The organism is Sulfitobacter pontiacus, assembly GCF_040790665.1.
GTDB classification, from domain to species: domain Bacteria; phylum Pseudomonadota; class Alphaproteobacteria; order Rhodobacterales; family Rhodobacteraceae; genus Sulfitobacter; species Sulfitobacter pontiacus.
Map to the genome: position 1 here is coordinate 1,148,494 of NZ_CP160849.1, position 24,828 is coordinate 1,173,321.

General features: G+C 58.1%; 22 protein-coding genes. 9 read left to right on the plus strand and 13 right to left on the minus strand.

All coding sequences use genetic code 11. From position 1 onward, the window contains the following. Window positions 1-84: 84 nt before the first annotated feature. A complete protein-coding gene (locus tag AB1495_RS05660) occupies window positions 85-2,853 on the minus strand; it encodes a TRAP transporter permease (RefSeq protein WP_074636585.1) in 2,769 nt (922 codons plus the stop codon). Between the two features lie 123 nt (window positions 2,854-2,976). After that, complete coding sequence (locus tag AB1495_RS05665) at window positions 2,977-3,936, minus strand: TAXI family TRAP transporter solute-binding subunit (protein ID WP_005850616.1); 960 nt, start codon at window positions 3,934-3,936, stop codon at window positions 2,977-2,979. A 445-nt stretch (window positions 3,937-4,381) separates the two neighbouring features. On the opposite strand from AB1495_RS05665, the gene AB1495_RS05670 reads away from it, so the two are divergent. After that, window positions 4,382-5,998, plus strand: coding sequence for an FMN-binding glutamate synthase family protein (locus AB1495_RS05670; protein WP_074636587.1), 1,617 nt, complete (start codon window positions 4,382-4,384; stop codon window positions 5,996-5,998). Between the two features lie 70 nt (window positions 5,999-6,068). On the opposite strand, the gene gabT is transcribed toward AB1495_RS05670, so the two are convergent. Further along, window positions 6,069-7,463, minus strand: a complete 1,395-nt coding sequence (gene gabT / locus AB1495_RS05675) for a 4-aminobutyrate--2-oxoglutarate transaminase (protein WP_197145863.1) — start codon at window positions 7,461-7,463, stop codon at window positions 6,069-6,071. 178 nt (window positions 7,464-7,641) lie between these two features. Here gabT and AB1495_RS05680 point away from each other — a divergent pair, with 178 nt between their 5' ends. Further along, window positions 7,642-8,193: a cupin domain-containing protein gene (locus AB1495_RS05680; protein ID WP_009825647.1), complete on the plus strand. Its 552-nt coding sequence runs from the start codon at window positions 7,642-7,644 to the stop codon at window positions 8,191-8,193. A 43-nt stretch (window positions 8,194-8,236) separates the two neighbouring features. Here the strand turns inward: AB1495_RS05680 and AB1495_RS05685 are convergent, their stop codons facing one another. The 4 genes from AB1495_RS05685 to AB1495_RS05700 form a co-directional block, all read right to left on the minus strand. Further along, window positions 8,237-8,386, minus strand: a complete 150-nt coding sequence (locus AB1495_RS05685) for a hypothetical protein (RefSeq protein ID WP_005850628.1) — start codon at window positions 8,384-8,386, stop codon at window positions 8,237-8,239. 295 nt (window positions 8,387-8,681) lie between these two features. Next, window positions 8,682-10,352: a sensor histidine kinase gene (locus AB1495_RS05690; RefSeq protein ID WP_244268953.1), complete on the minus strand. Its 1,671-nt coding sequence runs from the start codon at window positions 10,350-10,352 to the stop codon at window positions 8,682-8,684. Window positions 10,353-10,405: 53 nt separating this feature from the next. Continuing rightward, entirely contained in the window at window positions 10,406-10,963 is a 558-nt protein-coding gene (locus AB1495_RS05695; protein ID WP_005850631.1) for an RNA polymerase sigma factor, read from the minus strand. Continuing rightward, window positions 10,960-11,115, minus strand: coding sequence for a NepR family anti-sigma factor (locus AB1495_RS05700; RefSeq protein ID WP_005850632.1), 156 nt, complete (start codon window positions 11,113-11,115; stop codon window positions 10,960-10,962). The genes AB1495_RS05695 and AB1495_RS05700 overlap by 4 nt, the downstream gene beginning before the upstream one ends. A 108-nt stretch (window positions 11,116-11,223) precedes the next feature. On the opposite strand from AB1495_RS05700, the gene AB1495_RS05705 reads away from it, so the two are divergent. The 3 genes from AB1495_RS05705 (at window position 11,224) to AB1495_RS05715 (ending at window position 12,859) form a co-directional block, all read left to right on the plus strand. Continuing rightward, window positions 11,224-12,033 carry a response regulator gene (locus tag AB1495_RS05705; protein ID WP_074636590.1) on the plus strand — a complete coding sequence of 270 codons (810 nt, stop codon included), beginning with the start codon at window positions 11,224-11,226 and terminating at the stop codon, window positions 12,031-12,033. A 146-nt stretch (window positions 12,034-12,179) separates the two neighbouring features. Continuing rightward, entirely contained in the window at window positions 12,180-12,482 is a 303-nt protein-coding gene (locus AB1495_RS05710; protein WP_235183729.1) for a YqjD family protein, read from the plus strand. Window positions 12,483-12,493: 11 nt separating this feature from the next. Further along, on the plus strand, window positions 12,494-12,859 hold the full coding sequence (locus tag AB1495_RS05715; protein ID WP_235183728.1) for a hypothetical protein: 366 nt from the start codon (window positions 12,494-12,496) through the stop codon (window positions 12,857-12,859). On the opposite strand, the gene AB1495_RS05720 is transcribed toward AB1495_RS05715, so the two are convergent. Next, window positions 12,822-13,178, minus strand: coding sequence for a hypothetical protein (locus tag AB1495_RS05720; protein WP_009825650.1), 357 nt, complete (start codon window positions 13,176-13,178; stop codon window positions 12,822-12,824). The genes AB1495_RS05715 and AB1495_RS05720 overlap by 38 nt on opposite strands. 83 nt (window positions 13,179-13,261) lie before the next feature. Here AB1495_RS05720 and AB1495_RS05725 point away from each other — a divergent pair, with 83 nt between their 5' ends. After that, window positions 13,262-13,990: a Crp/Fnr family transcriptional regulator gene (locus AB1495_RS05725; protein WP_005850638.1), complete on the plus strand. Its 729-nt coding sequence runs from the start codon at window positions 13,262-13,264 to the stop codon at window positions 13,988-13,990. Window positions 13,991-13,993: 3 nt separating this feature from the next. On the opposite strand, the gene AB1495_RS05730 is transcribed toward AB1495_RS05725, so the two are convergent. Continuing rightward, a complete protein-coding gene (locus tag AB1495_RS05730; RefSeq protein WP_005850639.1) occupies window positions 13,994-14,920 on the minus strand; it encodes a YihY/virulence factor BrkB family protein in 927 nt (308 codons plus the stop codon). A 53-nt stretch (window positions 14,921-14,973) separates the two neighbouring features. Further along, window positions 14,974-15,825, minus strand: coding sequence for a formate/nitrite transporter family protein (locus AB1495_RS05735; protein WP_074636592.1), 852 nt, complete (start codon window positions 15,823-15,825; stop codon window positions 14,974-14,976). A gap of 120 nt (window positions 15,826-15,945) precedes the next feature. On the opposite strand from AB1495_RS05735, the gene AB1495_RS05740 reads away from it, so the two are divergent. After that, complete coding sequence (locus tag AB1495_RS05740; protein WP_074636593.1) at window positions 15,946-17,196, plus strand: aminotransferase class V-fold PLP-dependent enzyme; 1,251 nt, start codon at window positions 15,946-15,948, stop codon at window positions 17,194-17,196. Window positions 17,197-17,296: 100 nt separating this feature from the next. Further along, on the plus strand, window positions 17,297-18,577 hold the full coding sequence (locus tag AB1495_RS05745) for an acetylornithine deacetylase/succinyl-diaminopimelate desuccinylase family protein (protein ID WP_074636595.1): 1,281 nt from the start codon (window positions 17,297-17,299) through the stop codon (window positions 18,575-18,577). 5 nt (window positions 18,578-18,582) lie between these two features. Here the strand turns inward: AB1495_RS05745 and AB1495_RS05750 are convergent, their stop codons facing one another. After that, the gene (locus AB1495_RS05750) at window positions 18,583-19,854 is read right to left on the minus strand and encodes an Hsp70 family protein (RefSeq protein ID WP_074636756.1); all 1,272 of its coding nucleotides are present in this window, start codon (window positions 19,852-19,854) and stop codon (window positions 18,583-18,585) included. A gap of 142 nt (window positions 19,855-19,996) precedes the next feature. On the opposite strand from AB1495_RS05750, the gene AB1495_RS05755 reads away from it, so the two are divergent. Next, entirely contained in the window at window positions 19,997-21,475 is a 1,479-nt protein-coding gene (locus AB1495_RS05755; protein ID WP_074636597.1) for an ABC transporter substrate-binding protein, read from the plus strand. A gap of 70 nt (window positions 21,476-21,545) precedes the next feature. Here AB1495_RS05755 and AB1495_RS05760 read toward each other — a convergent pair whose 3' ends face one another. Further along, entirely contained in the window at window positions 21,546-23,183 is a 1,638-nt protein-coding gene (locus AB1495_RS05760) for a type I secretion system permease/ATPase (protein ID WP_244268955.1), read from the minus strand. A 236-nt stretch (window positions 23,184-23,419) separates the two neighbouring features. Further along, window positions 23,420-24,574 (minus strand): O-antigen ligase family protein, encoded by a 1,155-nt coding sequence (locus tag AB1495_RS05765; RefSeq protein ID WP_367581970.1) that lies wholly within the window; start codon window positions 24,572-24,574, stop codon window positions 23,420-23,422. Between the last annotated feature and the right edge of the window lie 254 nt (window positions 24,575-24,828).

A 24,828-nucleotide genomic window follows, 5' to 3' on the forward strand; every position in this document is an offset into this window, starting at 1 on the left:
GTTGGGAATATTAAACACGTGACGTGATGGCGAACCCACCGTCATTTGCATGGCTTCTATGCGTAACATGCACAAACTAATTTGCTACACCACCGCTGCTTTGTGGGCCGCACGTGCATTGCGGCCCCGTTGCATGACGACCACGAGGGCCAGCAACAACAGCGCGGGGATAAACATCCAGTATTTACTTGGGGTTGCCACGGGTTTGAGCACGCGCAGCACCTCTTGGTCCCAATCCAGACCCGCCGATTGCGCGGCAGAGTTGTACAGAACGTCGTCGATGAACATCTGGTCGCCCTCGACACGCGTAATCACGCCGGCAGCCTCCAGCCGTTCTTCGCCCGTGGAGCCTTCGTTGATGGGCAGAAGGGCGACAAATTCGATCGGGTCACCCAGATCATTGATACCCGCGACGCGCAGGCGCAGATCCTCCCCAAGCGGTGTGTCGGCCGCGGCCTGTACAATCTCGGCCGGTGCTTCTTCGGTGTAGGGCGGAAAGACCATATCCATCCAGAAACCGGGCCGGAACAGGGTAAAGGCGATCAGCAACAGGGCAATCGTCTCGTAGAAGCGGTTCCGCGCAAGGAACCAGCCCTGGGTCGCCGCTGCAAACAGCAGCATCGCAAAGGTCGCGACAATGAAGACGAATATACCCTGCACCATCGTCACATCAATCAACAGAAGTTCGGTGTTGAAGATGAACAGGAACGGCAGGGCCGCCGTCCGCAAGCTGTAGAAGAACGCGACGACACCGGTCTTGATCGGATCCCCACCAGACACAGCCGCGGCGGCAAAGCTCGCCAGCCCGACCGGAGGCGTCACATCAGCCATGATGCCAAAGTAGAACACGAACAGGTGCACCGCGATCAGCGGCACGATCAGACCGTTCTGCTGCCCCAGTGTCACAATGACGGGCGCCAGCAAGGCCGACACAACGATATAGTTCGCCGTCGTCGGCAGCCCCATCCCAAGGATCAGCGACAGGATCGCGGTCAGGAACAGGATCGCAAGGATATTGCCGCCCGACAGAACCTCGACCACATCGGCAAGCGCCGACCCAACGCCGGTCTGGCTGACAACGCCCACGATGATACCCGCAGTTGCCGTGGCGATACCGATACCGATCATGTTGCGCGCCCCGACGACCAAGCCATCGATCAGGTCACGCACCCCCGCGACCACATCATTGGCAAACTGGCTTTCGCCCCGGAAAATCGCCATCAGCGGACGCTGTGTCACGAGGATAAAGATCATATAGGTCGTGGCCCAGAACGCCGACAGGCCGGGTGACAGACGATCCACCATCAAGGCCCAGACCAGCACGACGATCGGCAGGATAAAGTGCAGGCCCGACCGCACCGTCGGACCGGGCAAGGGCAAACGTGTCACCGGCTCGTTCGGATCATCGAGCACCAGCGGCTCTTCTTTCGATCCGATGTACAGCAGACCGGCATAGACCGCGGTCAGCAACACAAAGATGATATAGCCTGCCGTCTCGGGGAAGGCAGGGCGCAGCCAGCCCATGCCATAGTAAACGGCAAAGCTCAGCGCACAGATGCAGGCGATGATAAAGGCGGACACCAGCAAGCGCTGCACAATCGGCTTGGGCGTATAGGGGCGTTCCAACCCGACCATACCGGCCTTCAGCGCTTCGAGGTGCACAATATACACCAGCGCGATGTAAGAGATCACCGCGGGCAGAAACGCGTGTTTCACCACATCGAAATAGGGGATGCCCACATATTCAACCATCAGGAAGGCCGCGGCCCCCATGACGGGCGGCATGATCTGACCGTTGACCGAAGACGCAACCTCGACCGCGCCGGCCTTTTCAGAGCTGAACCCCACCTTTTTCATCAGTGGAATGGTAAATGTCCCCGTGGTCACGACGTTGGCGATGGAGGAGCCCGAGATCAGCCCCGTCATCGCAGAGGACACAACAGCAGCCTTCGCAGGCCCGCCTTTCATGTGGCCCATCATGCTGAAGGCGACCTGGATGAAATAGTTACCGGCACCGGCCTTATCCAGCAGCGCGCCGAACAGGACGAAGAGGAATACGAAAGACGTCGACACACCAAGCGCGATGCCAAACACACCTTCGGTGGTGATCCACTGATGGTTCACGATCTCAGAAAGCGAGTTACCCTTATGCGCGATGATATCCGGCATCATCGGGCCCAAGACGTTATAGACAAGGAAGACCGACGCAACGATCATCAGCGCAGGCCCAAGGGCGCGGCGCGTTGCCTCTAGCAGGATCATGATGCCGATCACGAAAACGACCGTATCTTGCATGTTCGGCGCACCGACACGGCCCGAGATCTCGCGATAATACACAAACAGATACAACGCAGCCGCCGCGCCAACCAGCGCCAGGGCCCATTCCCACAAGGGGATACGGTCTTTGGGCGATCCAAGCACGACACATGCGACAATGACGATGGCGACCAGCGGGATCCACCAGGTCGGCGTGCCGTCTTTGGCCGCGACCATGAACAGATAGGCCAGCACGACGGGCACGATAATCCCCAGCCCCAGTTGCACCTTGGTGCGCGCGGCGGGGAAGGCGGCGATGCCAAGGAAGATAGCAAAGGCCAGGTGGATTGACCGGGCTTCGGTATCGTTAAAAACACCCCAGCCGAAAACAAATGGAAGCGGGGAGGCGATCCACAGCTGGAAAAGCGACCACGCCAGCGCGGTCAACGCCAGAAAGACGCCAACGCTTCCGGTCGCTGACCTGCCGCCCGTGTCCGAAGACGCGACAAGTTCGTCCAGTTCGCTTTGGCTCAGCCCGCCTTTTCCGGCGGCTTCGGCTTCTACAGCGGCGGCTTGGTGTTGATCGTTCTGTGACATCTTCGTCCCCTTGGTGGCCCCGTATCAGGACAGGTGCACGTTTATTGTCGGTCGACTGCGGTCGTTGCCGCAGGATGCGAACGCGAGGCTGTCCTCGCGTTCGCGAATGGTCAAACGGCGGGCTTATTCAATCCAGCCACGCTCTTTGTAGTACTTCGCCGCACCATCATGCAGAGGGGCGGACAGACCGTCTTTGATCATCTCTTCTTCTTTGAGGTTCTCAAACGCGGGGTGCAGCTTTTTGAAGCGGTCAAAGTTGTCGAACACAGCTTTTACAACTTCGTACACGACTTCTTCGTCCACATCAGCGGAGGTCACAAAGGTCGCTTTCACGCCGAATGTTTTCACATCCGCGTCGGTGCCTTTGTACATGCCACCGGGGATGGTGGAGTATGCGTAGAAGGGGTTATCGGCGACCAGCTTGTCGATCGCTTCGCCTTCAACCGGCACCAGCTTGGCGTCGACGGTGGACACGGCTTCCTGGATCGACCCGTTGGGGTGGCCCACGGTGTAGATGATCGCGTCGACCTTGTTATCGCCCAAAGCGGCGGCCTGTTCGGCTGGCTTCAGCTCGGATGCGAGCGCGAAGTCATCCATTGTCCAGCCTTTGGCGTCCAGAACGACTTCCATCGTGGCGCGCTGACCGGAACCGGGGTTACCGACGTTGACGCGTTTGCCTTTCAAGTCGTCAAAGCTTTCGATGCCGGAATCGGCACGCGCGATGACGTTGAAGGGTTCGGCGTGTACGGAAAAGACCGCGCGCTCTTTGTCGAACTTGTCGCCTTCGAACTGCGAAGACCCGTTGTACGCGTGGAACTGCCAGTCGGACTGGGCAACACCCATGTCCATGTCACCCGCCTTGATGGCGTTGATGTTGGCGATGGAACCACCGGTGGACGGAGCGGTACATTTCAGGCCGGTTTTGGCGCTGTCACGGTTTACCAAGCGGCAGATCGACTGACCCACAACAAAGTAGACGCCGGTCTGGCCGCCGGTCCCGATGGTGATGAATTTCTCCTGCGCGGTGGCGGCGGTACCCGCGACCAGTGCAGAGGCGATGGCGATGGACTTGAAAATAGTCATTTGAAGTCTCCCAACTTAATTGTCTGAACACACGTCATTGATGCGCATGCTCTCCGTCATGGTTGAAATGAGCGCAGATATTCCGGAGCAAAACAAGCTGATTTATTGCGATTTTTCCCCGAAATAATGCTCTGACCCTGTGCGAATCGCGGCGTGAAATCATGAATTATTTTCACTATGCGGCACACATGGCACCCGTCATTTAGGGGACGCGGATGGTAAATCGCAACGCGAAAAACGATGTAATAAACTGATTTTCCATATTTATTTCACTTCCCCCAATCCCGTGCCTAAAAATACTAGCGCGCAGCGGCACAAAATCAAAACTGCGGGCCGGAATATGTGCCGGACATCTGCCTTCGCCGCGCGGTACTTTCGGGTTATTTGTGCTATATAACCGAAAAAGCAGCGATTTTCGACCCAGACGCGCGAGCAGGAGCCCTCCATGAAAGCACTCAAATCCCTCGGCCGCTTTGGCCTTTTTGCGATTGTCATCGTCCTTTTCGGTGCCTTCGCGATGCTCACAGCGCTGTGGTCGTGGTGGATGGCTCTCCCGTCGGTGACTTTCGGCATCCTGGCGGTGATGGGGGTGTACGACCTGATCCAGCCCAAACATTCGATCCTGCGCAACTATCCGGTGCTGGGGCACATGCGGTTTTTCTTTGAAGGTATCCGCCCGGAAATCAGGCAGTATCTGATTGAATCCGATCAGGACGAAGAACCCTTTAGCCGTGATGATCGGTCGCTGGTCTATCAACGCGCCAAAGGCGTGGAAGATGCGCGGCCTTTTGGCACGCGGATGCGGGTCTATGATGCGGGGTATTCATGGGTCACCCATTCGGTCCAGCCGGTCCATATCACCGACACGGATTTTCGCGTGACCATCGGCAACAAGGACTGCAAGCGGCCCTATGACGCGTCGATCTACAATATCTCGGCGATGAGCTTTGGGTCGCTATCGGCCAATGCGATCAGCGCCCTGAACAAGGGGGCCAAGATGGGCCGGTTCGCCCATGACACCGGCGAAGGCGGGATCAGCCGCTATCACCGCGAGGGGGGCGGCGACCTGATCTATGAAATCGGGTCGGGCTATTTTGGCTGCCGCACAGAAGACGGGCAGTTCGACCCCGACAAGTTCAAGGAACAGGCCGCTAACGACCAGATCAAGATGATCGAGCTTAAGCTAAGCCAGGGGGCCAAACCCGGTCACGGGGGCATGCTGCCCGCATCCAAGATCAGTGCCGAGATCGCGGCGGCACGGGGCATCCCGATGGGGCACGATTGCATCTCGCCCGCCGCCCATTCGGCGTTCACCTCTCCTGTGCAGATGATGGAGTTTCTGGGCAAGCTGCGCGATCTGTCGGGCGGCAAGCCTGTGGGGTTCAAGCTGTGCATCGGCCACCAGCGTGAATTCATGTGTATGGTCAAGGCGATGCTGGATACGGGGATCGTGCCTGACTTTATCGTCGTCGACGGCACCGAAGGCGGCACGGGTGCGGCCCCGCTTGAATTCGCCAACCACGTCGGCATGCCGATGGTCGAGGGGCTGACCTTTGTGCACAACACCCTGCGCGGTGCCGGTATTCGCGATCAGGTGAAACTGGGCGCGGCGGGCAAGGTCGTATCCGCCTTTGATATCGCCCGTGCGCTGGCTTTGGGCGCGGATTGGTGCAATTCCGCCCGCGGGTTCATGTTTGCAGTGGGCTGTATCCAGGCGCAAGCGTGCCACACCAATCACTGCCCCGTCGGCGTCGCGACCCAAGACCCCACGCGTCAGCGCGCCCTGGATGTGGATGACAAAAGCCAGCGTGTCGCGCGGTTCCACCGCAATACGCTGATGGCCTTGGGCGAGATGACAGGCGCCGCCGGTCTAGAGCACCCCAGCGATTTCCTGCCCCGCCATATGATGATGCGGCAAAGCGATAACAGCATGGTGCAGGGTGATCAGGTCTATGGCTACCTGCCCGAAGGCTATCTGCTGGATGATCAATCGCCCGACTATAACGGCAATAAAACCCGTTGGGCGCGGGCGCAGGCCGACAGCTTTGTACCGTTTGATTAAACGCGCCCAAGACCGGAAACACAAAAGGCGCGCAGGTTTCCCGGCGCGCCTTTCATTTTGATTACAGAGCTTACTTTGCTTCTTCGGCGACCGCGGCAGCGACGGAGGCTTCGAAAATCCCGAGCCCCTCTTCGATGATCTCATCCGACGCGGTCAGCGGCACCATCACACGCACGGCGTTGCCCTGCATGCCACAGCTCAGCAGCAGCAGACCGCGCTTGAGCGCGTGCGCGATGACGCGTTTGGTGAAATCACCGTCCGGTGTCGCCGTGTCAAAGTCGGTCACAAACTCGACCGCGACCATCGCACCCAGACCGCGGATATCCCACATGCGGAACGGCGCAGAGCGTGCGCCGATCTCGGCAAAGCGCGCCTTGAGGTGTTCCCCCATGTCCAGCGACCGCTGCAGCAGGCCTTCTTCCTCGATCGCCTCGATCGCGGCAAGCGCTGCGGCACAGGCGACGGGGTTGCCCCCGTAAGTGCCACCCAACCCGCCGGGGATCATCGCGTCCATCACATCAGCGCGGCCAATGACACCCGCCAGTGGATAGCCACCCGCCATCGACTTTGCGACGGTGATCAGATCGGGGGTAACGCCGGAGTGTTCGATGGCAAACCATTTGCCGGTGCGGCCAAAGCCCGCCTGCACTTCGTCGGCGATCAGCATGATACCGTGCTGGTCACAGATCTCGCGCAGCTGGTGCATCATCTCGAACGGCACGGGGGTATACCCACCCTCGCCCAAGACGGGCTCGATGATGATGGCGGCCACACGTTCGGGCTGCGCATCGGTCAGGAACAGGTTCTTCAGGCCGGTGATCGCATCCTCGACCGTGATCCCGTCGCGAGGCGATGGGAAAGGCGCGCGGAAGATATCGGACGGGAAGGGACCAACGTCTTTTTTGTAAGGAGAGATTTTACCCGTCATCCCCAACGTCAGCAGCGTGCGTCCGTGGTAGCCGCCGGTAAAGGCGATCACACCGGGGCGGCCGGTTGCAGCCCGGGCGATCTTGACCGCGTTTTCCACCGCCTCGGCACCGGTTGTCACCAGCAGCGTTTTCTTGGGCGCGTCACCGGGGGCCAGCGCGTTCAGCTTTTCCGCCAGTTCGATGTAGGGGGCGTAGGGCACAACCTGAAAGCTGGTGTGCGTATATTGGTCTTCTTGCGCCTTAGCTGCCGCGATCACCTTGGGGTGACGGTGGCCGGTGTTCAGCACGCCGATGCCGCCAACGAAGTCGATGTAGCGGTTGCCGTCCACGTCCCAAAGTTCCGCGTTCTCGGCGTATTTCGCATAGATCGGCGCCGCAGAGGCAACGCCACGTGGAACAGCCTGTTCACGGCGGGCGATCAACTGAGCGTTGGTTTCGACAGATACGTTTGCATCAAGCATGTCGGGCACGACGCTGCTTTTTGCCGGTTTCTTTGCAGCGGCCTTGCGCGGCTGCTTTTTGACAGTACTAGGCATATACAAATCCTCTTGTTGAAACGCGACCCGCGTTTAAAATCCTCTTATTGCGTTTAATTTAATTGTCAATATAGATTTGCCTCAGCGCGCGTCAGTTGAATCGGCTGCGCCAAAATTTGCCTGTGATCGCACCAAGATACGGGTTAGGTAGCTGACAGAAATAATCCGGGGACCGGACGTGGACATAGGTCAAAGACTAAGATCGATTCGAGAAGAACGCGGCCTGTCTCAGCGCGAACTGGCGACCAAGGCAGGGCTGACCAACGGCACCATCTCCTTGATCGAGAAGAACAAGACGAGCCCCTCGGTCGCGTCTTTGAAAAGCCTGCTGGACGCGATCCCGATCAGCATGGCTGAATTCTTTTCAACGCTGGAAGATACGCAATCGCCCAAGGTCTTTTACCGCGAGAGCGAGTTTACCAAAGTCTCCCCCACCTATGACGGTCAGGTGTCATTGCGCCAGCTTGGCAATGCGGAGCAACACTCCTTGCAGGTGCTGCACGAAACTTACCCGCCCGGCGCGGACACAGGCCCCGAACTGCTGGTGCATGAGGGCGAAGAAGCTGGCGTGGTTATTTCCGGAGAGATCGAGGTGACGGTCGATGATGCCGTCGCGGTGCTGGCACCGGGGGATGGCTATCTTTTTGACAGCCGCTTGCCGCACCGGTTCAGAAACATCGGCGACGTACAATGCATTGTTGTAAGTGCATGTACGCCGCCGAGTTTTTGACTTCGTTTTCTTGACGTGCGGATGGCCCGCACTAAACCTTTGATTATCGTTCGTCGTCGCGCCGGGAATGGCTATGCAATGACGATCTTTGGCGCTTTTTCTCTTCGCTGCCCCGTTGCGTGGTCAGCGAAACGATAGCGATTGCGGCCAAAGCGAGAATCAAAAATGAAGCGATAAACAAATCTGTCGTCATTGATGCCTCCTGTTCGCTTGTGTGGCTCGTTCAGGAGACTAACAGCCCACGGGTCACATGGTTCCACAGGCTGGAGGGCGCAATTGCTGCATTGCAGAGTTTGCGCGGCGCTTTGCTGAGACGGCGAATGTCGCCTGACATACGCGATCGGGACCACATCCATCGCGAAACGACCGAAAGTCCCATGAATCCGGCAGGTTGCAGCCTAACAGGCCCCGCTGGCTGGGACGCGAAGGATTCACCGCCGACATACTGAAAATAAATTTAATTTTACCGAGTTTTCTGCGCCGAACCCTCAGTAGTCGTAGACTTCTTTCGCCTGCAGCGGCACGTGGAATTCAACGCTCAGCGTATAGGTGCCCTCTTCATCGATGATCTCTACCTGCCCGTTCAACTGACGCGAGAACGCGTTGATCAACCGAGAACCAAGGCCCGTCCCTGCTTCGGGATCAATATTGCCGGTGGTGTTCTTAACAAACAGCAACGCCATTTCCGGCTGGGTATGAGACAGGCTCACCTCGATATGTCCCTTTGCCTTGCCGTCGGCGGCGACATATTTCAGCGCATTGGTAATCGCCTCGGACACCAGCAACGTCAGCGGTGCGGCGTCGTCGGGATCAAGCTGAACCGCCTCGTAGTTTTGCGACACCGTCACGCCAGAGCCGGACGGCAGACCTACGCTAAGGAGCTGGTTCACGATCTCATGCATGAGCGCGCCCCCGTCGACGCGGGTCAGGTTGTCGTTCTGGTACAGGCTTTTGTGCACCGTCGCGAGGCTGAGGATCCGGTCCTGCAAACGCTGTAGCACGCGTTTCGCATCCGATGTGGTCGCCTGACGGATCTGCATGTTCATGATAGAAGAGATCAGCTGAAGGTTATTCTTCACCCGATGATGCACTTCTTTCAGCAGAATATTCTTTTGGCGCAGGTTGTCTTCTAGCGACGCTTCATCCCGCAGGATCGATTCCGCCATACCGACAAAGGCATGCTCCATATTCACGATCTCGGTCGGGACGACACCCCCCAAGGGCGTGCGCGGCAAGGTTCTGTTCAACGCGAAATGGCGCATCTGCCGACCAAGTTTGCGGATGTGTTTAATGGCCAGACGGTTCAGCGCCCAGAAGGCCACGACAAGGCTTGCCAGCCACATCGCCACTGGCAGCACGAAGCTAAGCGTTGTCATCGCCCCCGCCTGAAGCAGCGGTGAATCCTCGGGCCAGACGCTCATGGCGTAGGCAACACCGGGGACGATGGGCAAAACGGCATAGACGCGGTCCTGCCCTTGCTGGTTGGTATCATGGAAGACGCGACCCGACTGGCCCACATACCATTTCAACGCGGCAAAGGAGGGCAGCTCTTGCTCGGCCGCTTCAAGGCCATTTTTGGTCGTCAGGATGTCGCCCTGCGCGTTGAAGGTCAGCATCGCGATCGGCTGCGACCCTGTCTCGGGCACCGGTGCGTCGTTAAAAACCTTTTCGGGAATGGACAGGTTGATAAAGCCGATCAGCTCTTCTTCCACCTTAAGCGGGTTGGTGACGATCAGCACCGGTTCCTTGCTTTGCGCCGGCGTGCTGGTGACATTCGCCATGCGACTTTTGTGTTCGATCATCTTTTGAAATACAGGCCGGTCCGACACGTTTCCAGAAACGCCTGTCGACACACAATCCATCCGCCCGTCGTTTTGGATGAAGCTTGCGACCGTATAAAGTTCAGAAGATTGTTGGTATTCCCGCATGAAGGCGCTGCAGGACACATTGTCAGACTTGATCAGTTTGACCACGGACGCCAAAGCCGCCGCTGCGCCGAACGCTTCCTGAATGGTGCCGCTTTCCTTCGCCGACGCTTGCTCTGTAATGGCAAGCAGCGACAGTTCGGCATTCTCGAGGTTCTGCTCCGCAATCTCTCGCGTCTGCACAACGGCGATCAAACCGATGGGCAGCAACGCGAGCGATAGGAAAAGCAGCACGCGAAACGCGAGGCCACGAAAGATATTTGTGGACAGAAACCCCGACGTCACGATCAGAAAGAAGACACTTTAGATGCCGAGATAACCGACATCGTCGCATCATCCGTCATTTCGAGGCTTTCGTCATCGCGCAGGCCCATCAGCTCAGCCAGCCGCGCGCGGGCACGGTTCGTCCGGCTTTTGATCGTACCGACGGCAACGCCACACATCTCGGCGGCTTCCTCGTAGGAAAAGCCCGATGCACCGACCAGCAGCAATGCTTCGCGCTGTTCGTCTTTCAGCAAACCCAGAGCTTTACGGAAATCGGTCATTTGCATATGCCCGTCATGCGCTGGCTTTTCGGCAAGGCTTTCGGTGAAGACACCATCCACATCAGCGACCTCGCGGTTGGCTTTACGACGGGAAGAATAATAGGTGTTCCGCAAAATTGTGAAGAGCCAGGCGCGCATATTTGTGCCGACTTCAAATTTTTCGATGTTGGTCCAGGCTTTGACCAGAGTATCCTGAACCATGTCATCCGCGACGGCACCGTTCCGGGTCAGGCTGATGGCAAAGGCGCGCATGGCGGGCAAATGCTCCACCAGTTGGTCGCGGGGATCAGAATTGCTCATCCTTTTTTACCAGCGTTTTTATCCTGTTCTTTCAACTGATTAAGCAGGTCTTTAAATTTATCGGGAATCCCTTCTTCCATCGTCTCGTCATAAACGCGGCGAAGATTTTCGTCGATAAAGCGCTCACGCTCGTCGTTTTGGCCTGATTGCATGAACAAGTTTCCTGCCTTCTTTAAATACTGTATTTATACATATGACACGGAACCAAACACAGCGTTAGGGGGTTTGGTTCCAGAAATATTTTAAAAGGACGACAATAAATGACGGATGTCACCGAAACACCAAGTGTCAGCGATGCGTTGGGTGAATGCCTTCCTTACCTGCGTCGCTACGCGCGCGCACTGACCGGCAGCCAGAACAGCGGCGACGCTTTTGCAGCCGCCTCGCTCGAAGCGATTTTGACGGACCGGTCGGTTCTGGATGGTGTAGACACCCGCACAGGTGTGTTCCGCGTTTTGTACGGCATCTGGGCCAGCGCCGGTGCGCCTGTCGAGGAAGGTGAAAGCGGGCCCCGCGCCAAGGCGCAAAAGCACCTCGCCAAACTGACCAACCACAGCCGCGAAGCGTTGCTGCTGCACACGATCGAAGGGTTCTCCTTTAAAGAAGTCGGCCAGATCATCGGTGTTGAAGAGAACGAAGCCAGCGAGCTGGTGCAGATTGCCCGCCGCGAAATGGCAGATAGCGTGACCGGTTCGGTCATGATCATCGAGGACGAGGCCATCATCGCGATGGACATCGAATCCATCGTCGCCGAAATGGGCCACCGTGTGACCGGTGTTGCGCGCACGCGTGACGAAGCTGTCAAACTGGGCAAGGCGGATGTGCCAGACCTGATCCTTGCGGATATCCAGCTGGCCGATAACTCCTCCGGCATCGATGCCGTGAACGACCTGCTGCGCGATTTGGGTAACCGTCCGGTGATCTTCATCACCGCATTCCCCGAGCGCCTGTTGACCGGCGATAAGCCCGAACCCGCGTTCCTAATCTCCAAGCCCTACACGGTGGATCAGGTCGTATCGGCTGTTTCGCAAGCGATGTTCTTCTCGTCGACAGAGACGCTGCACAGCTAAACCGGCATACAGGCAAACGAACAAGGCCGCGGTGGTTCCACCGTGGCCTTTTTTTATCGATCCTGTGGGATGCAAGCCACGCCTTTAAGGAACTTATATCTACAGGGCGCGTTTGGTTGGTGAACACATGAATAATGGAGACCACCATGGCCAAGGACGTAACCAACACAAGCAACCTGTCTGTCGATGATATCTCGGTCCAGCTGGCCGTTTTGAAAGACGACATCGCGTCGCTGACAAGCACGATGGCCGATCTGACCAAAGCCAAAAGCGCCGAAGCCGCCAACCAGGCGAAATCCACAGCGCAAGATCTGGCGAACTCTGGCCGTGACAAGGCATTGGAAGCGCAGCAAACAGCCGAAGACTTTGTACGCACACAACCCGCCGCCGCATTGGGCATCGCTGCCGGCGTCGGCTTTATCGCCGGTCTGTTCGCGACACGCCGCTAATGTTCGAATATGTGACGGATAGGGTTGCCCAAAAGGCAACCCGAACGGCGCAAACTGCCGCCATCGGCTTTGGCGCAATGCTCTGCCTGATTGTTGGCGGGGCGTTTCTTGCCGTCGCCGCGTGGCTGTTTTTGCTTACCATCACCACACCGCTGGTAGCCTGTCTGATTATGGGCAGCCTGTTTTTCGGTATGGGTCTTGTATTGATTGCGGCCCTGTCAATCCGGGCTCGTGCAATCCGGCGTCAGAAACGCGAAGCCGCCTTACGCGCACAGGCGATGCAACAGGCACAAGCCACCGGCGGCGTCGGCGGAATCGCCGCGATCATCACGGCTTTCGTCAACGGTCTGAACGCAGGGAAGCAAGCGCGTCGCTAATGCCTTGCACCATGGTGTCATTGGTGAAAGGCCGGTCTACGACGGAATAGATGTAGGTGTCGGGAATGCTTTGACCTTCGCCGTATAGAACATAGGCGACATCTTTCGTGGGCAGGTCTGCGGCAAAGAGTTCCGACAGGTCATTCGACGTGCCGGACACAAGCGCCACGGCCTGAGACGAACAGCTACGCAGCTCAGAGATAAAAGCGGAAAGGGTTTCGGACACAGACAATGCGGCGTCACCGAATGCCTGTTCCAGCATGTCGATCACATCCGCCCGAACGATCGGGTCAGTATCGAATACGAAAAAAGGAATCACATCGCGCCTTTCTAATCCCGCAAAGGTAGCAATATTCCCAAAGCGCCGCGTTAAACTATGACATACGAGTTAGGAATTTTTTCATGGGTATCGATTGCCGCTATTGTCCGCTTCACAAAAAGGACGCCTTTGTCACCATGACAAGGGAAGAGCTTGAGTTCATGCAGAAATTCAAGGTCGGTGAGCTTAGCGTCGACCCCGGCACGACAATCCTGATGCAGGGATCCAACTCCCCCCAACTTTATACGGTGCTGTCCGGCATGGGCATCCGGCATAAGTCGCTGGATAATGGTGAACGGCAGGTTATTAATTTTGTCTTCCCCGGCGATTTCATGGGGCTTCAGGCCGGTATGCTTGGCGAAATGGGCCACAGCGTGGAGGCGCGGACACATATGCGCATGTGCGTGTTCAACCGGTCGGATTTCTGGACCTTCTTCCGCAGCAACCCCAGCCGCGCGTTCGATATCACATGGCTCGCCGCGATAGAGGAGCATTTCCTTGGCGAAACGCTTGCCACTGTCGGCCAACGCACCGCGCTGCAAGCGGTGTCATGGGCGATGCTCAAGTTCTTTGAACGCGGGATGGGGCTGGGCTTGGTGACAAATAACACAATGACCCTGCCCTTCACGCAACGCGATCTGGCGGATGCATTGGGTCTATCGCTTGTCCATACCAACAAAACCCTCGCGAAGCTGCGGGACCAGCAACTCGCGTCCTGGTCGGATCAGGTTCTGCAGGTCAACGACCTCGACAAGCTCGCCGACGTCGCCGAGACAGAGCGCAGCAAACCGGCCAAGCGCCCCTTGATGTAGGCGCTATTCCTCGCTCACACTTACCAGATTATCCGCAACATAGGCCCCGCGTTTGCCTAGCGGCCGGTCGCGTCCAATGGTGCTGTCAGGGCGCGTGCGCAGTTCCACCTGCGCGTTCCACGACGCCCCCATCAGCACCAGAAAACTGCTGATCCACAGCCAGACCAGCATGGCGATCACAGCGCCAATAGACCCGTAGACCTGATTGTAATTGCCGAAGTTCGCAACGTAATAGCTGAACCCGATCGACACCACTGCCCATGAAAACACCGCGAAAACGGCCCCCCATGTCAGCCAGCCGATGCGCGCCGCACGACGGTTCGGGCCAAAGCGGTACAGCACACCAACACCGGCCAATAGCACCAAAATCGCGATGCTCCAGCGGATGATCTCGGCGACGAAATAGCCGAATACCCCCAGGGGGATGAACGACAGCACAATCGGTGCGATCACCACAGTGATCAGCGCAATCAGCCCCACCATCACCAAGGTAAAGGTCAGCATCAGCGCCCGCAGATAATGCCGCGCGGCGTTGCGATTGCGTTCACTATACACGCTGTTCAGGCCGATCATCATCGCGCCCACACCTGCCCGCGCCGACCACATCGCCACCAGAACCGAAGCCGCACCAGCCCACCCCAGTTTGCCGGTGCTGGTCGTGACCAATGACACCACCTGATCATTGAGAATATCATAGACGTCATCGGGCAGCAGACCGCGCATGTCTTCCAGCTGGGCAATGACAACCACAGGGTCAGAGATCAGGCTCAGGATCGTGACCAAGGCGGCAAGGGCGGGAAACAGCGACAACATCGCATAAAAAGCGACCCCCGCCGCGATCAGCGAGACGTTCTTTTCAGAGATATCAACCAGCGCCGCTTTCAGCGCATCCCAGTACAGCTTTACGGTGCCCACCGATTTCTGTGTCAAAACCCTTGATCCTCGTTCCCCACGGCTGCTGCCCCCGCCACATCACATTTACGCTACTTTTCCTCTTCTACCTCATCGCGCACCTGACCCCAAGCGACGAGGGTAAAGATGATCGTTCCGCCAACAATGTTGCCCGCAAGCACCGGTAAGAAGAACTCGAACACCGCCGCCATCAGGCCAAGCTGGCCGTCCAGTATCATCACCGCCATCTCGACCGACCCCGCAACGATATGCGCAAAATCCCCCGCGGCGATAAGCCAGGTGAACACAAGGATCAGGAAAAACGACGTCTCATCCGCCTGCGGCATCATCCAGACGATAAGCGCGACGATGACCCCCGCCGGAATGGCCCGCCAGAACCCCTGATAGGCCCCCATGCTGGTTGCGTGATGCGACAGGTCCAGAATGGCGGGCAGCACCTCGGGCGAAATCGCGGGCGTCCAGAGAAACAGCATCGCCGCGGCAAAGGCCCCCACCACATTCGCCGCCAGCACGATCCCCCACAGGCGGAACATGCACATCAGCGAATGCCAGGTCTTGGCCCGCATGATCGGCAAAACGGTGGTGATGGTGTTTTCGGTAAACAACTGCATCCGCCCCATGATCACCGCCAGAAAACCCAGCGAATAGCCCAGGTTCTCGATCAGGAAACGATGCGAGGTATCGGGCAGATAGGTCCGGAACACGGCCTCGCCCAGAACCGACAGGCTGATCATCACCCCCGCCGCGATCCCCGACCAGATCAACGACCGCTTGCTGCGCGCCAGCTCTTCCTCGCCCTCACGGCGGATCACTTCGTAGATCAGCTTGGGCGACAACGCCGTCGCTTCGCTGACCGATTTCTCCTCGGCTTGTGCGTCCTGTGGTTTCTTACGCGAAACCCTGCGTTGAATAAGAGGGGCCATTCCTGCGCTCCTGAAAACTACGAACAAATGGGGCCGAGCCCGCAAAATCTGATTGTGATCCAGCATCAAACTAGCGCAGAAACTGCATAAGCACAGAAAGTAACGCAGCAGGGCCGCATAATGTTCACAGAAGATACCAAACTCATGTCGGCAATCCGCGACCGCTTTGCCCATGTTGACAGCTGCCCGTTCCAGGGACCGCGCGTGTTTTTCGAAAACGCTGGCGGCGCGCTGACATTGAACACGGTCGTCGAGACCTCGACCAAATTCGCGGCCATCCCCGACAATCAGGGGCGCGACAACCCCGCGTCCCATGCGCTGGTCGATATCATCAAACAGGCCCGCGCCGATATGGCGTTGTTCTTCAACGCGCCTGACGGGCAGTTCTTTGTCGGCGAAAGCGGGACAGAGCTGTCGTTCCGCCTGATCCGGACAGCCGTCATGGGCAGCGCCCCGGGTGCCGTCATCGGGTCTACTGTGGAACACCCCGCCTCGCGCAGCGCCGCGCAACACTGGGCCGATGTGGCGGGCAAACCCTATATCAGCGTGCCCCACGATAACGCGACAGGTCAGGTAACGCCCGACGCCTACGCCGCTTTGATGATCCCCGAGGTACGGGTCGCCACGATCCTGCACACCTCCCCCGTGACGGGGATCGCCAATGATGTGGCGGGCATCAGCGCCGCGATCCGCGCCATCGCCCCCGACGCCTATATCTTTGTCGACGGCATCCAGCACGCCAGCCATGGGCATATCGACATCGCCAGCTATGACATCGACGGCTATGTCATCTCTCCGTACAAACTGTTCTCGCGCCACGGCTATGGCATTGCCTGGGCGTCCAAGCGTCTTACCGCGCTGCCGATCGAGACACTGGCGAACGGTCCCGCAGGGAATTGGGAAATGGGCACCCGTGACACGGGCGCCTATGCGACATTCTCGGATGTGGTGCGCTATTTCGACTGGCTCGGCAGCCAGGTGTCAGACGCCACTGCCCCCCGCGCGCGGATAGAGGCCGCCGCCGCTGCGATCCACGACCACGAACAGCAGCTGACCAATGCGCTGCTGTTCGGCACGGGAAACCTCGCCGGATTGGCTGATCTGGCGGGCGTCACGATCCTGGGCGGCACCGACAACCCCGACCGCGAGGGGCTTGTGTCCTTCACGCTCGACACCCTGGCCGCGGCGGATATCGTGGCGCAACTCAACGCCCAAGGCATCCGGACCCATGTACGCAAGGCAGATCACTACTCCGGCAACATCCTGACCCCGCTCGGGCTTGATGCCGCGGTGCGTGTGTCGCTTTGCCATTACAACTCCATGGACGAAGTCCGCGCCCTGCTCACGGCGATGAAAGACATCGCCGCATAAATGCCCGGTTGCGGCTTCATTTTGCAAAATAAACTCGAATCCGACGGGGCAACTGCAGACTTCGCTTGCCATATATGAACGCCCGTTCAAACATGGCGGTATGATAAGCACTCTCTCTACCGCCATTATCGCCAAGCGTGACGATCTGATCGCGCTGACCCAAGATCTGATCCGCATCCCGACGCTTAATCCGCCGGGTCAGGACTATCGGCTGATCTGCGAATACCTTGATACCCGCCTGCGCAAGCACGGGTTCGAGACGCAGCTGATCCGCGCCTTTGGTACCCCCGGCGATAGCGAGAAATACCCCCGTTGGAACATCATCGCCCGCCGCGAAGGGCGCAGGGCGGGCGAATGTGTCCACTTCAACAGCCACACCGATGTGGTCGAGGTCGGGGCCGGCTGGACGTTTGATCCCTTTGGGGCCGAAATCTCGGACGGCAAGATTTACGGACGCGGCACCTGCGATATGAAAGGCGGGCTGGCGGCCTCTATCATCGCGGCGGAGACCTTTATCGAACAGCACCCCGATTTCAGCGGCGCAATCGAAATCTCCGGCACAGCGGACGAGGAATCCGGCGGCTACGGCGGTGTCGCCTATCTGGCCGAGCACGGGCATTTCAACCCGGACCGCGTTCAACATGTGATCATCCCCGAACCGCTGCAAAAAGACCGTATCTGTCTGGGGCACCGGGGCGGCTGGTGGGCCGAGATCGAAACCAAGGGCGAGATCGCCCATGGCTCCATGCCGTTTCTGGGCGATTGCGCCGTGCGCCACATGGGCGCAGTGCTCTCCGAGTTCGAAAACAAGCTGTTCCCTGCCATGGCCGCCCGTCACACAGACATGCCCGTGGTCCCCGAAGGGGCGCGCAGTTCGACCATGAACATCAATTCGATCCACGGTGGGCAAAAGGAGAACGACCCGGATTTCGACGGGCTACCGGCCCATTGCGTGCCAGACAGCTGCCGCATCACCATTGACCGGCGCTTTTTGCTGGAAGAACCGCTGGATCAGGTGCGCGGCGAAGTGCGCGCCCTGCTGGAAGGTCTGCGCGAAACGCGGGTCGATTTTGACTACGAGCTGACAGAGCTGAATTCGGTCCTGCCGTCGATGACCGACCGCGATGCGCCGGTCGTGCAAACTGTCGCCCATGCGATCGAGGATATCATGGGCAAAGCGCCTGAATACGTCGCCTCCCCCGGGTCATACGACCAGAAACACATCGACCGGATCGGCAAGCTCAAGAATTGCATCGCCTATGGCCCCGGCCTGCTAGAGCTGGCGCATAAGCCGGATGAATATATCGACATCGACGATATGGTCGACAGTGCCTGCGTGATGGGCGCCGCGCTAGAGACGCTGTTGCTTCCGAAAGACTAAGGCCCTCAGCCGTCAGCAAAGGCGTGTGGCGCGGCGATTGCCAGACCGTCGACGATCGCGGTCATCGCGGCCCCGCGGTGCAGTTCGGCCTGCGGAAATGCATCGCGCATGGCGCGGTCGATCACGCCCATCAGGCTGGACCCGCCGACAAAGATCAGCTTGGTCACGGCATCGGGTTTTACCTCTGCCTGCGCCGTCAGATCGGTCGCAACCTGCGCGATCTCGGTCGCCATCTGCGCCAAACTCGCCGCCATCATCGCCGGTGGCAGTGGGACCGTCAGCCCGCGCTCCACGATCTTGAGGTCGATCTGCGGCGGGGCGCTGGCATCGGGGTCATTCGCCGCGATCTTGCCGGCCTCTACCGCGAAGGCCATATCGTGGCCCAGCTCATCCTCCAACACACGTTGCAGTCGGTTCAGCAGCTTCGGCTCTACCGCGTATTTCGCCAGATCCTCGACCGCGCGACGCTGTTCGCGGGTGTAAAGGAACGGGATTTTCTGCCACGTCGCCAAATCGGCAAAGACCGCATGAGGGGCGGCGTGGGTTTCATCACCGAACACATGTTTGATCTGGCTGCCCATCCCCAGATGCGGCATCACATGCTGAAGGCTCAGCTCGCGGTCAAAGTCGGTCCCGCCAATGCGCACCCCTTTGCTGGCGAGGATATGAATGCCCGCGTCACCTTCCTGCCGGAACAGGGTAAAATCAGACGTACCGCCCCCGATATCGACGATCAGCCCCAGATCGCCGGGTTCAAGCACGGCACGATTGGCCAGAGCCGCGGCCTCGGGTTCGGGCATGAAGCGGACCTGTTTGAACCCGGCTTGCGTATAGCATTCGGTCAAATCCACCAACGCCTGCGCGTCCCGCGCCGGATCGGCGCTGTGGAACATCACAGGTCGCCCTGACAGCGCCCGATCAAACTGCTGGCCGGTGGCGCGCTCTGCCTTCGTCTTCAGCTCGGCCAGAAAGCTCGCCACGATGGCGATGAAATCCATGCGTTTGCCCAGCAGAACACGACTTTCGCGCATCAAGGGCGTGCCCAGCAGACTTTTGAGCGCACGCATATAGCGCCCGTCGTCGCCGCCGATCAGCGCCTCTTGGGCACCGCGACCATAGATGATCCGCTTTTCCTCATTATCGAAAAACAGCGCGGTCGGCAGCGTGTTCTGCCCCGCCTCGACGTTAATCAAATGCGGCACACCGTCTACTGCATACCCCACGGCAGAGTTAGACGTTCCGAAATCGATACCCAAAGTGGGTGACATCGTAGCCATGGCGCGCCCCTTCAAAACCTCAAAAAACGGCGCATAAACCGCGCACAGGCTGGGTACAACCGATAATTGCGACAGCATCCCGACGCTGGTCAAACCTGACAGAACTGGTTAACATTTTCCTTATTGCCAACAGGAGACACCCATGGCCCATCTTCGCAAACGTATTCTAGGCACCTGCGCTGCCGCGCTGATGGCCACCGGCGTCGCCGCGAAAAACGACATCACCGTCGCGATGCAACTTGAGCCACCGCATCTGGACCCGACCAGCGCTGCGGCGGGGGCTATTGATCAGGTGCTCTATTCCAACGTTTTCGAAGGGCTGACCCGCTTTATGGGCGACGGATCGGTCGTGCCCGGGCTGGCGCAATCGTGGGAAATCTCTGACGATGGCCTGACCTATACGTTCAAACTTCAAAGCGGCGTGACCTTTCACGACGGAACGACGATGGATGCCGCCGACGTCAAATTCTCGCTTGACCGGATCAATGCCGAAGACAGTGCAAATGCCCAAAAGGCGCTGTTTGGCGCGATCTCGGAGGTGACAGTCGTCGACCCGTCGACCGTCGAAATCAAACTGTCAGAGCCGGACGGCAACCTGTTGTTCAACCTCGCATGGGGCGACGCGGTGATCGTGGCACCCGAAAGCATCGACAATATCAAGCAACTGCCCATCGGCACCGGCGCGTTCAAATTCACCAGCTGGACCCAGGGCGACAATATCCGCATCGAGAAGAACCCGAACTACTGGGGGACCCCGGCCGCGCTGGATATCGCCACGTTCAAATTCATCTCTGACCCGACCGCCGCTTTCGCGTCGATGATGGCCGAAGATGTTGATGTGTTCGCCGGCTTCCCCGCACCCGAGAACCTGCCGCAGTTCGAAGCGGACCCGCGGTTTCAAGTGCTTGTCGGTTCTACCGAGGGCGAAACCATTCTGGCGATGAACAACAAACAGCCGCCGTTTGATGACCCCAAGGTGCGCGCTGCCGTCGCCCATGCCATTGATCGTCAAGCCATTATTGACGGTGCGATGTTCGGATACGGCACGCCCATCGGTACGCATTTCGCGCCCCATAACCCGGCCTATGTCGATCAAACCGCGCTGAGCCTGCATGACATCGAAAAATCCAAAGCCTTGCTGGCCGAAGCCGGCTTTGCCAACGGGTTCGAGACCACGCTGGACCTGCCACCCCCCTCCTACGCCCGCCGCGGCGGAGAGATCATCGCCGCGCAGCTGGCCGAGGTTGGTATCACCGCCAAGATCAACAATGTCGAATGGGCCCAATGGCTTGAGACGGTGTTCAAGGGAAAGAACTTCGGCATGACAATTGTAAGTCACACCGAACCGATGGATATTGGCATCTACGCCAACCCTGATTACTATTTCCAATATGACAACCCCGATTTTCAGACTTTGATGACCAAGCTGAACACGACCACCGACCCGGAAGCACGCAACGCGTTGCTGGGCGAGGCGCAGACCATGATCGCCCAAGATCACGTCAACGGTTTCCTGTTCCAACTGGCGTCACTGTCCGTTGCAAAGGCAGGTCTGACCGGCCTTTGGCGCAATGCCCCGACGCAGGCTGTCGACCTTACCGGTGTTTCTTGGTCCGAATAGGGCGACATTTGAAGAAAGCGATAGAAGGGGGCTTGGGTCGTGCGCAATGCCCCTTTTTTATACCATATGATTACCCCCCGCTCGCCCGTGGTGTGCCATTGCCCAAGATCGGCAGTGTCTGAACCTTCGCCGCCACCCGCGTAGGGAAAGCGCGCCCGAAGATATCATTGGTCAAGCCGAACTGCCTTATCCGCCCCTCGGACAATACTAGCACTTTGTTCAACGCCGAAATTACACAGGGCTGGCGCGCCGTGATCACCACCGTGCTACCCCGATCACGCATATGGCGTGCGACCTCTGCCACGATCTGTTCAGCATCGGGACAGCTGAAAAGCGACCGCAGCGGATCATCCATCACAACCAGCGCCGGATTGCAGACCAACGCCCGCGCCAGCCCGATCTGCTGTATCTGCCCTTGGGTTAACGAGGATCCCCCACCGCCGCTCACAACACTCATATACCCATCCGGAAGAGCCATAATGGCGTGGTGTACACGGGCCAGCTTCGCAGCGGCGATCACCTGCGCACCCGTGGTATCGGGGCGAAATCTGGAAATATTATCGAAAATCGTCGCGGGCAGAAGATCAATGGTATCGGGCAAATAGCCGATCGCAGGGCCGATCTGCGCGGAAGGCCATCGGACCAGGTTAACGGCATCAAACCGAACCTCACCGGTTGTAGGAGCCGCAACGCCAACGGCCAGTTTTGCCAATATGCTTTTGCCCGCATTTGGCCCGCCAAGCACGCACAGCCCATCCCCCGGTGACAGGTCAAAAGAGACATCCTTCAGCCCGTTTTCCGCCCGCCCCTCGATCCCGTGGGAAACGGCGGTGAAAGAAATCCGGCCCTTTGGTTCAGGCAATGCAACCCCCTCGCGCGCCGGGATATTCTGTGAAAAATGTCGGTGCAGGTGGCGGTGCGCGGACCAACCGCAGGCAACCCCCCGCCAGCCGCTGATCATCTGGTCGATAGGGGCCAGAACGCGCCCCGCCAAGATCGAAGCGGCCATAATCATCCCCGCCGAGATTTGGCCCTGAATGACCAATATGGCCCCGACTGTCAGGATCGAGGATTGCAACATCAGACGGAACGATTTGCTGAACGATGCCAGCGCATCCGGCGGGGCATGCAGGCGCTGGTGCCACGCCAGACTGCTGCGCTGAAGCCCACGCCAATATGTGGCAAGATCATCTTGCATACGCATGGCGCGCAGCGGCTCCGCCAGACGGCGACTGTGATAGGACATATCAGCGAGGGTATGTTCCTGATTTGCCGAGATGCTGATCGTGTTGCGCGTCAAATAGCGGCCCGTTGCCATCACGGCACAAGCCAAGGCCGCGCCGCCCAGAACCATCGCCCCCAACCAAGGGTGAATGATGAATAAGGCCAACAAAAAGATCGGCACAAACGGCATATCACAGACACTTATGAACGCGGGGCTAGACAGCAGCCGTCTAATATCCCCCAGTTGTTGCAGGGGCTCTTGTGCGCTTGCCGGTACGTTGTTCTTTTCATCATTGCGGATCCAAGCCGCGAAACACTCAGCCCCAAGCGCCAGGTCCAAACGCACCGAAAGGCGGGCCAACAACCGTTGCCGGATCAGGTCAAAAAGCCCGAAGAAACAATAGAGAAGCAGCACAATTCCGAAGAGCCCCATCAGCGTGACCACTGACCCACTAGGCAAAACGCGGTCATATATCTGGATCATGTAAATCGATCCTGTGAGCAGCAGGATGTTGATCAACCCACTGACCACAAAAAGTAACCCAATCCCCCCAAGCTGTGATCGCAACGCGGCGGCATAGATGTTGTGCGTCTGCACGTTGCACTTCCCCCAAACCAATCAGTCGTCATGGCCGACATCCCCTTGCGGCCTGACTTCTGTGGTAGGGTGATTTCCTTTACAAAGTGGAAAAATTGGCAAACCCGAAAAGGATCAATATTTCAAATTGTAGTTTCATTCCGCGGGGATCGCGGCTTCGCATCCACCATCCACAGTCCTGCGCCAAATATGAAGAATACGAAACCATAGATGCTGCCCCAAATGTGCACCGTCGACAGCGTGAGGGTGAGCCCGGTAAAGCAGAGTATCCAGCCTAGCCGTAGCGCCGCTAGGGTCCGATCCATGGTGAAATCTTTGCGCCCCACACGCCAGAGCGCATAGCCATAGCCGACTGTCAAAAAAGTAAGCGCCGGCAATCCGAAACGCATCGCGATAAATAGCCAAAAATTATCGATACTCGAGGTGTGCATCCAAACCGGCCTGAGCCAATCGTTTAGCCCAAGTCCAAATACAGGCGCGCTCCAGACATTGGTCATGCCCCATTGGAAAATAGCAGACCGCCAGTAGGCGCTTTCGGCAGAAAATGTCGCATAGCTCATGAAAACTTGGATCGGGGTTCGATTGGAAAGCAAATCGATCACGACGTAAAAAATAACAAAACAAGTTGAGAGGATTAGCCATCGTCGCCCGATCCTGCGACATAGGAAACTCCAGAAAATCAGCCCTATCTGCACGATTGCCGCCAGTAGCGCGCCGCTGGACAGCGATAGGAAACAACTGGCGCAAATAACCGTCATAACCACGGACCGCAAACCCAAGCTGTGCCGTCCCGCCAGCCCAATAAAGTACAGGGACGTCGCGATTGTACAAAACAAGCCCCAGTGAATTGGATGCTCGAACGAAAGTTGCACCCGCTCCAGTCCCATGCGGCGATCAATCGCCAGATCCACCGGGGTCGTAAGCCCGGTCATCTTCCACAATTCAATGAGAACAGATGTCCCACTTTGCGATTCTATCAAAGCCAGAGGGAAGCATAAAATGATCAGTCCTGTGAGGATCTTAACCACTGCGGCAAAGCTGTGTCTGTCTCGGATAAAGGCGCGCCCGATCAAATACCCGCCTAGAAACTCGACCCCGATTGAGCCTGCATTCTGGGTCGCTTCCACCGGGTTGTTGACCGCCAAGGCCAGCGAAACCCAGAGAAAATGCATAAAGAACATAATGTCTGTCAACAAAACACGCCCGAAGTGGCCGCAAAACAGGCGGAGACTTAGCGGAATAATCAGCACTGCTAACAACGCCTTGGTCCCGGTCATATAGACCGACCCTAAATTGAAGCCGACGGGCACCAGCAGGAGCCCGAAATACACGAGCACAACCCGTGATACCGGCTGTTGATGATATAGCCGTATGCGCTTGAGAGAGCGGTGCTGGTCCGTCGCGTATATATGGTTCACGTCCAAATCATATCTGTCCTTTCGTAAGAAGAATCGGCGGTGCCACCACCATTGGGCTGAACATTTAATATTGCGTGAAGATTAACCCGCCCTCCGCCTCTTTCCCTGCGAAT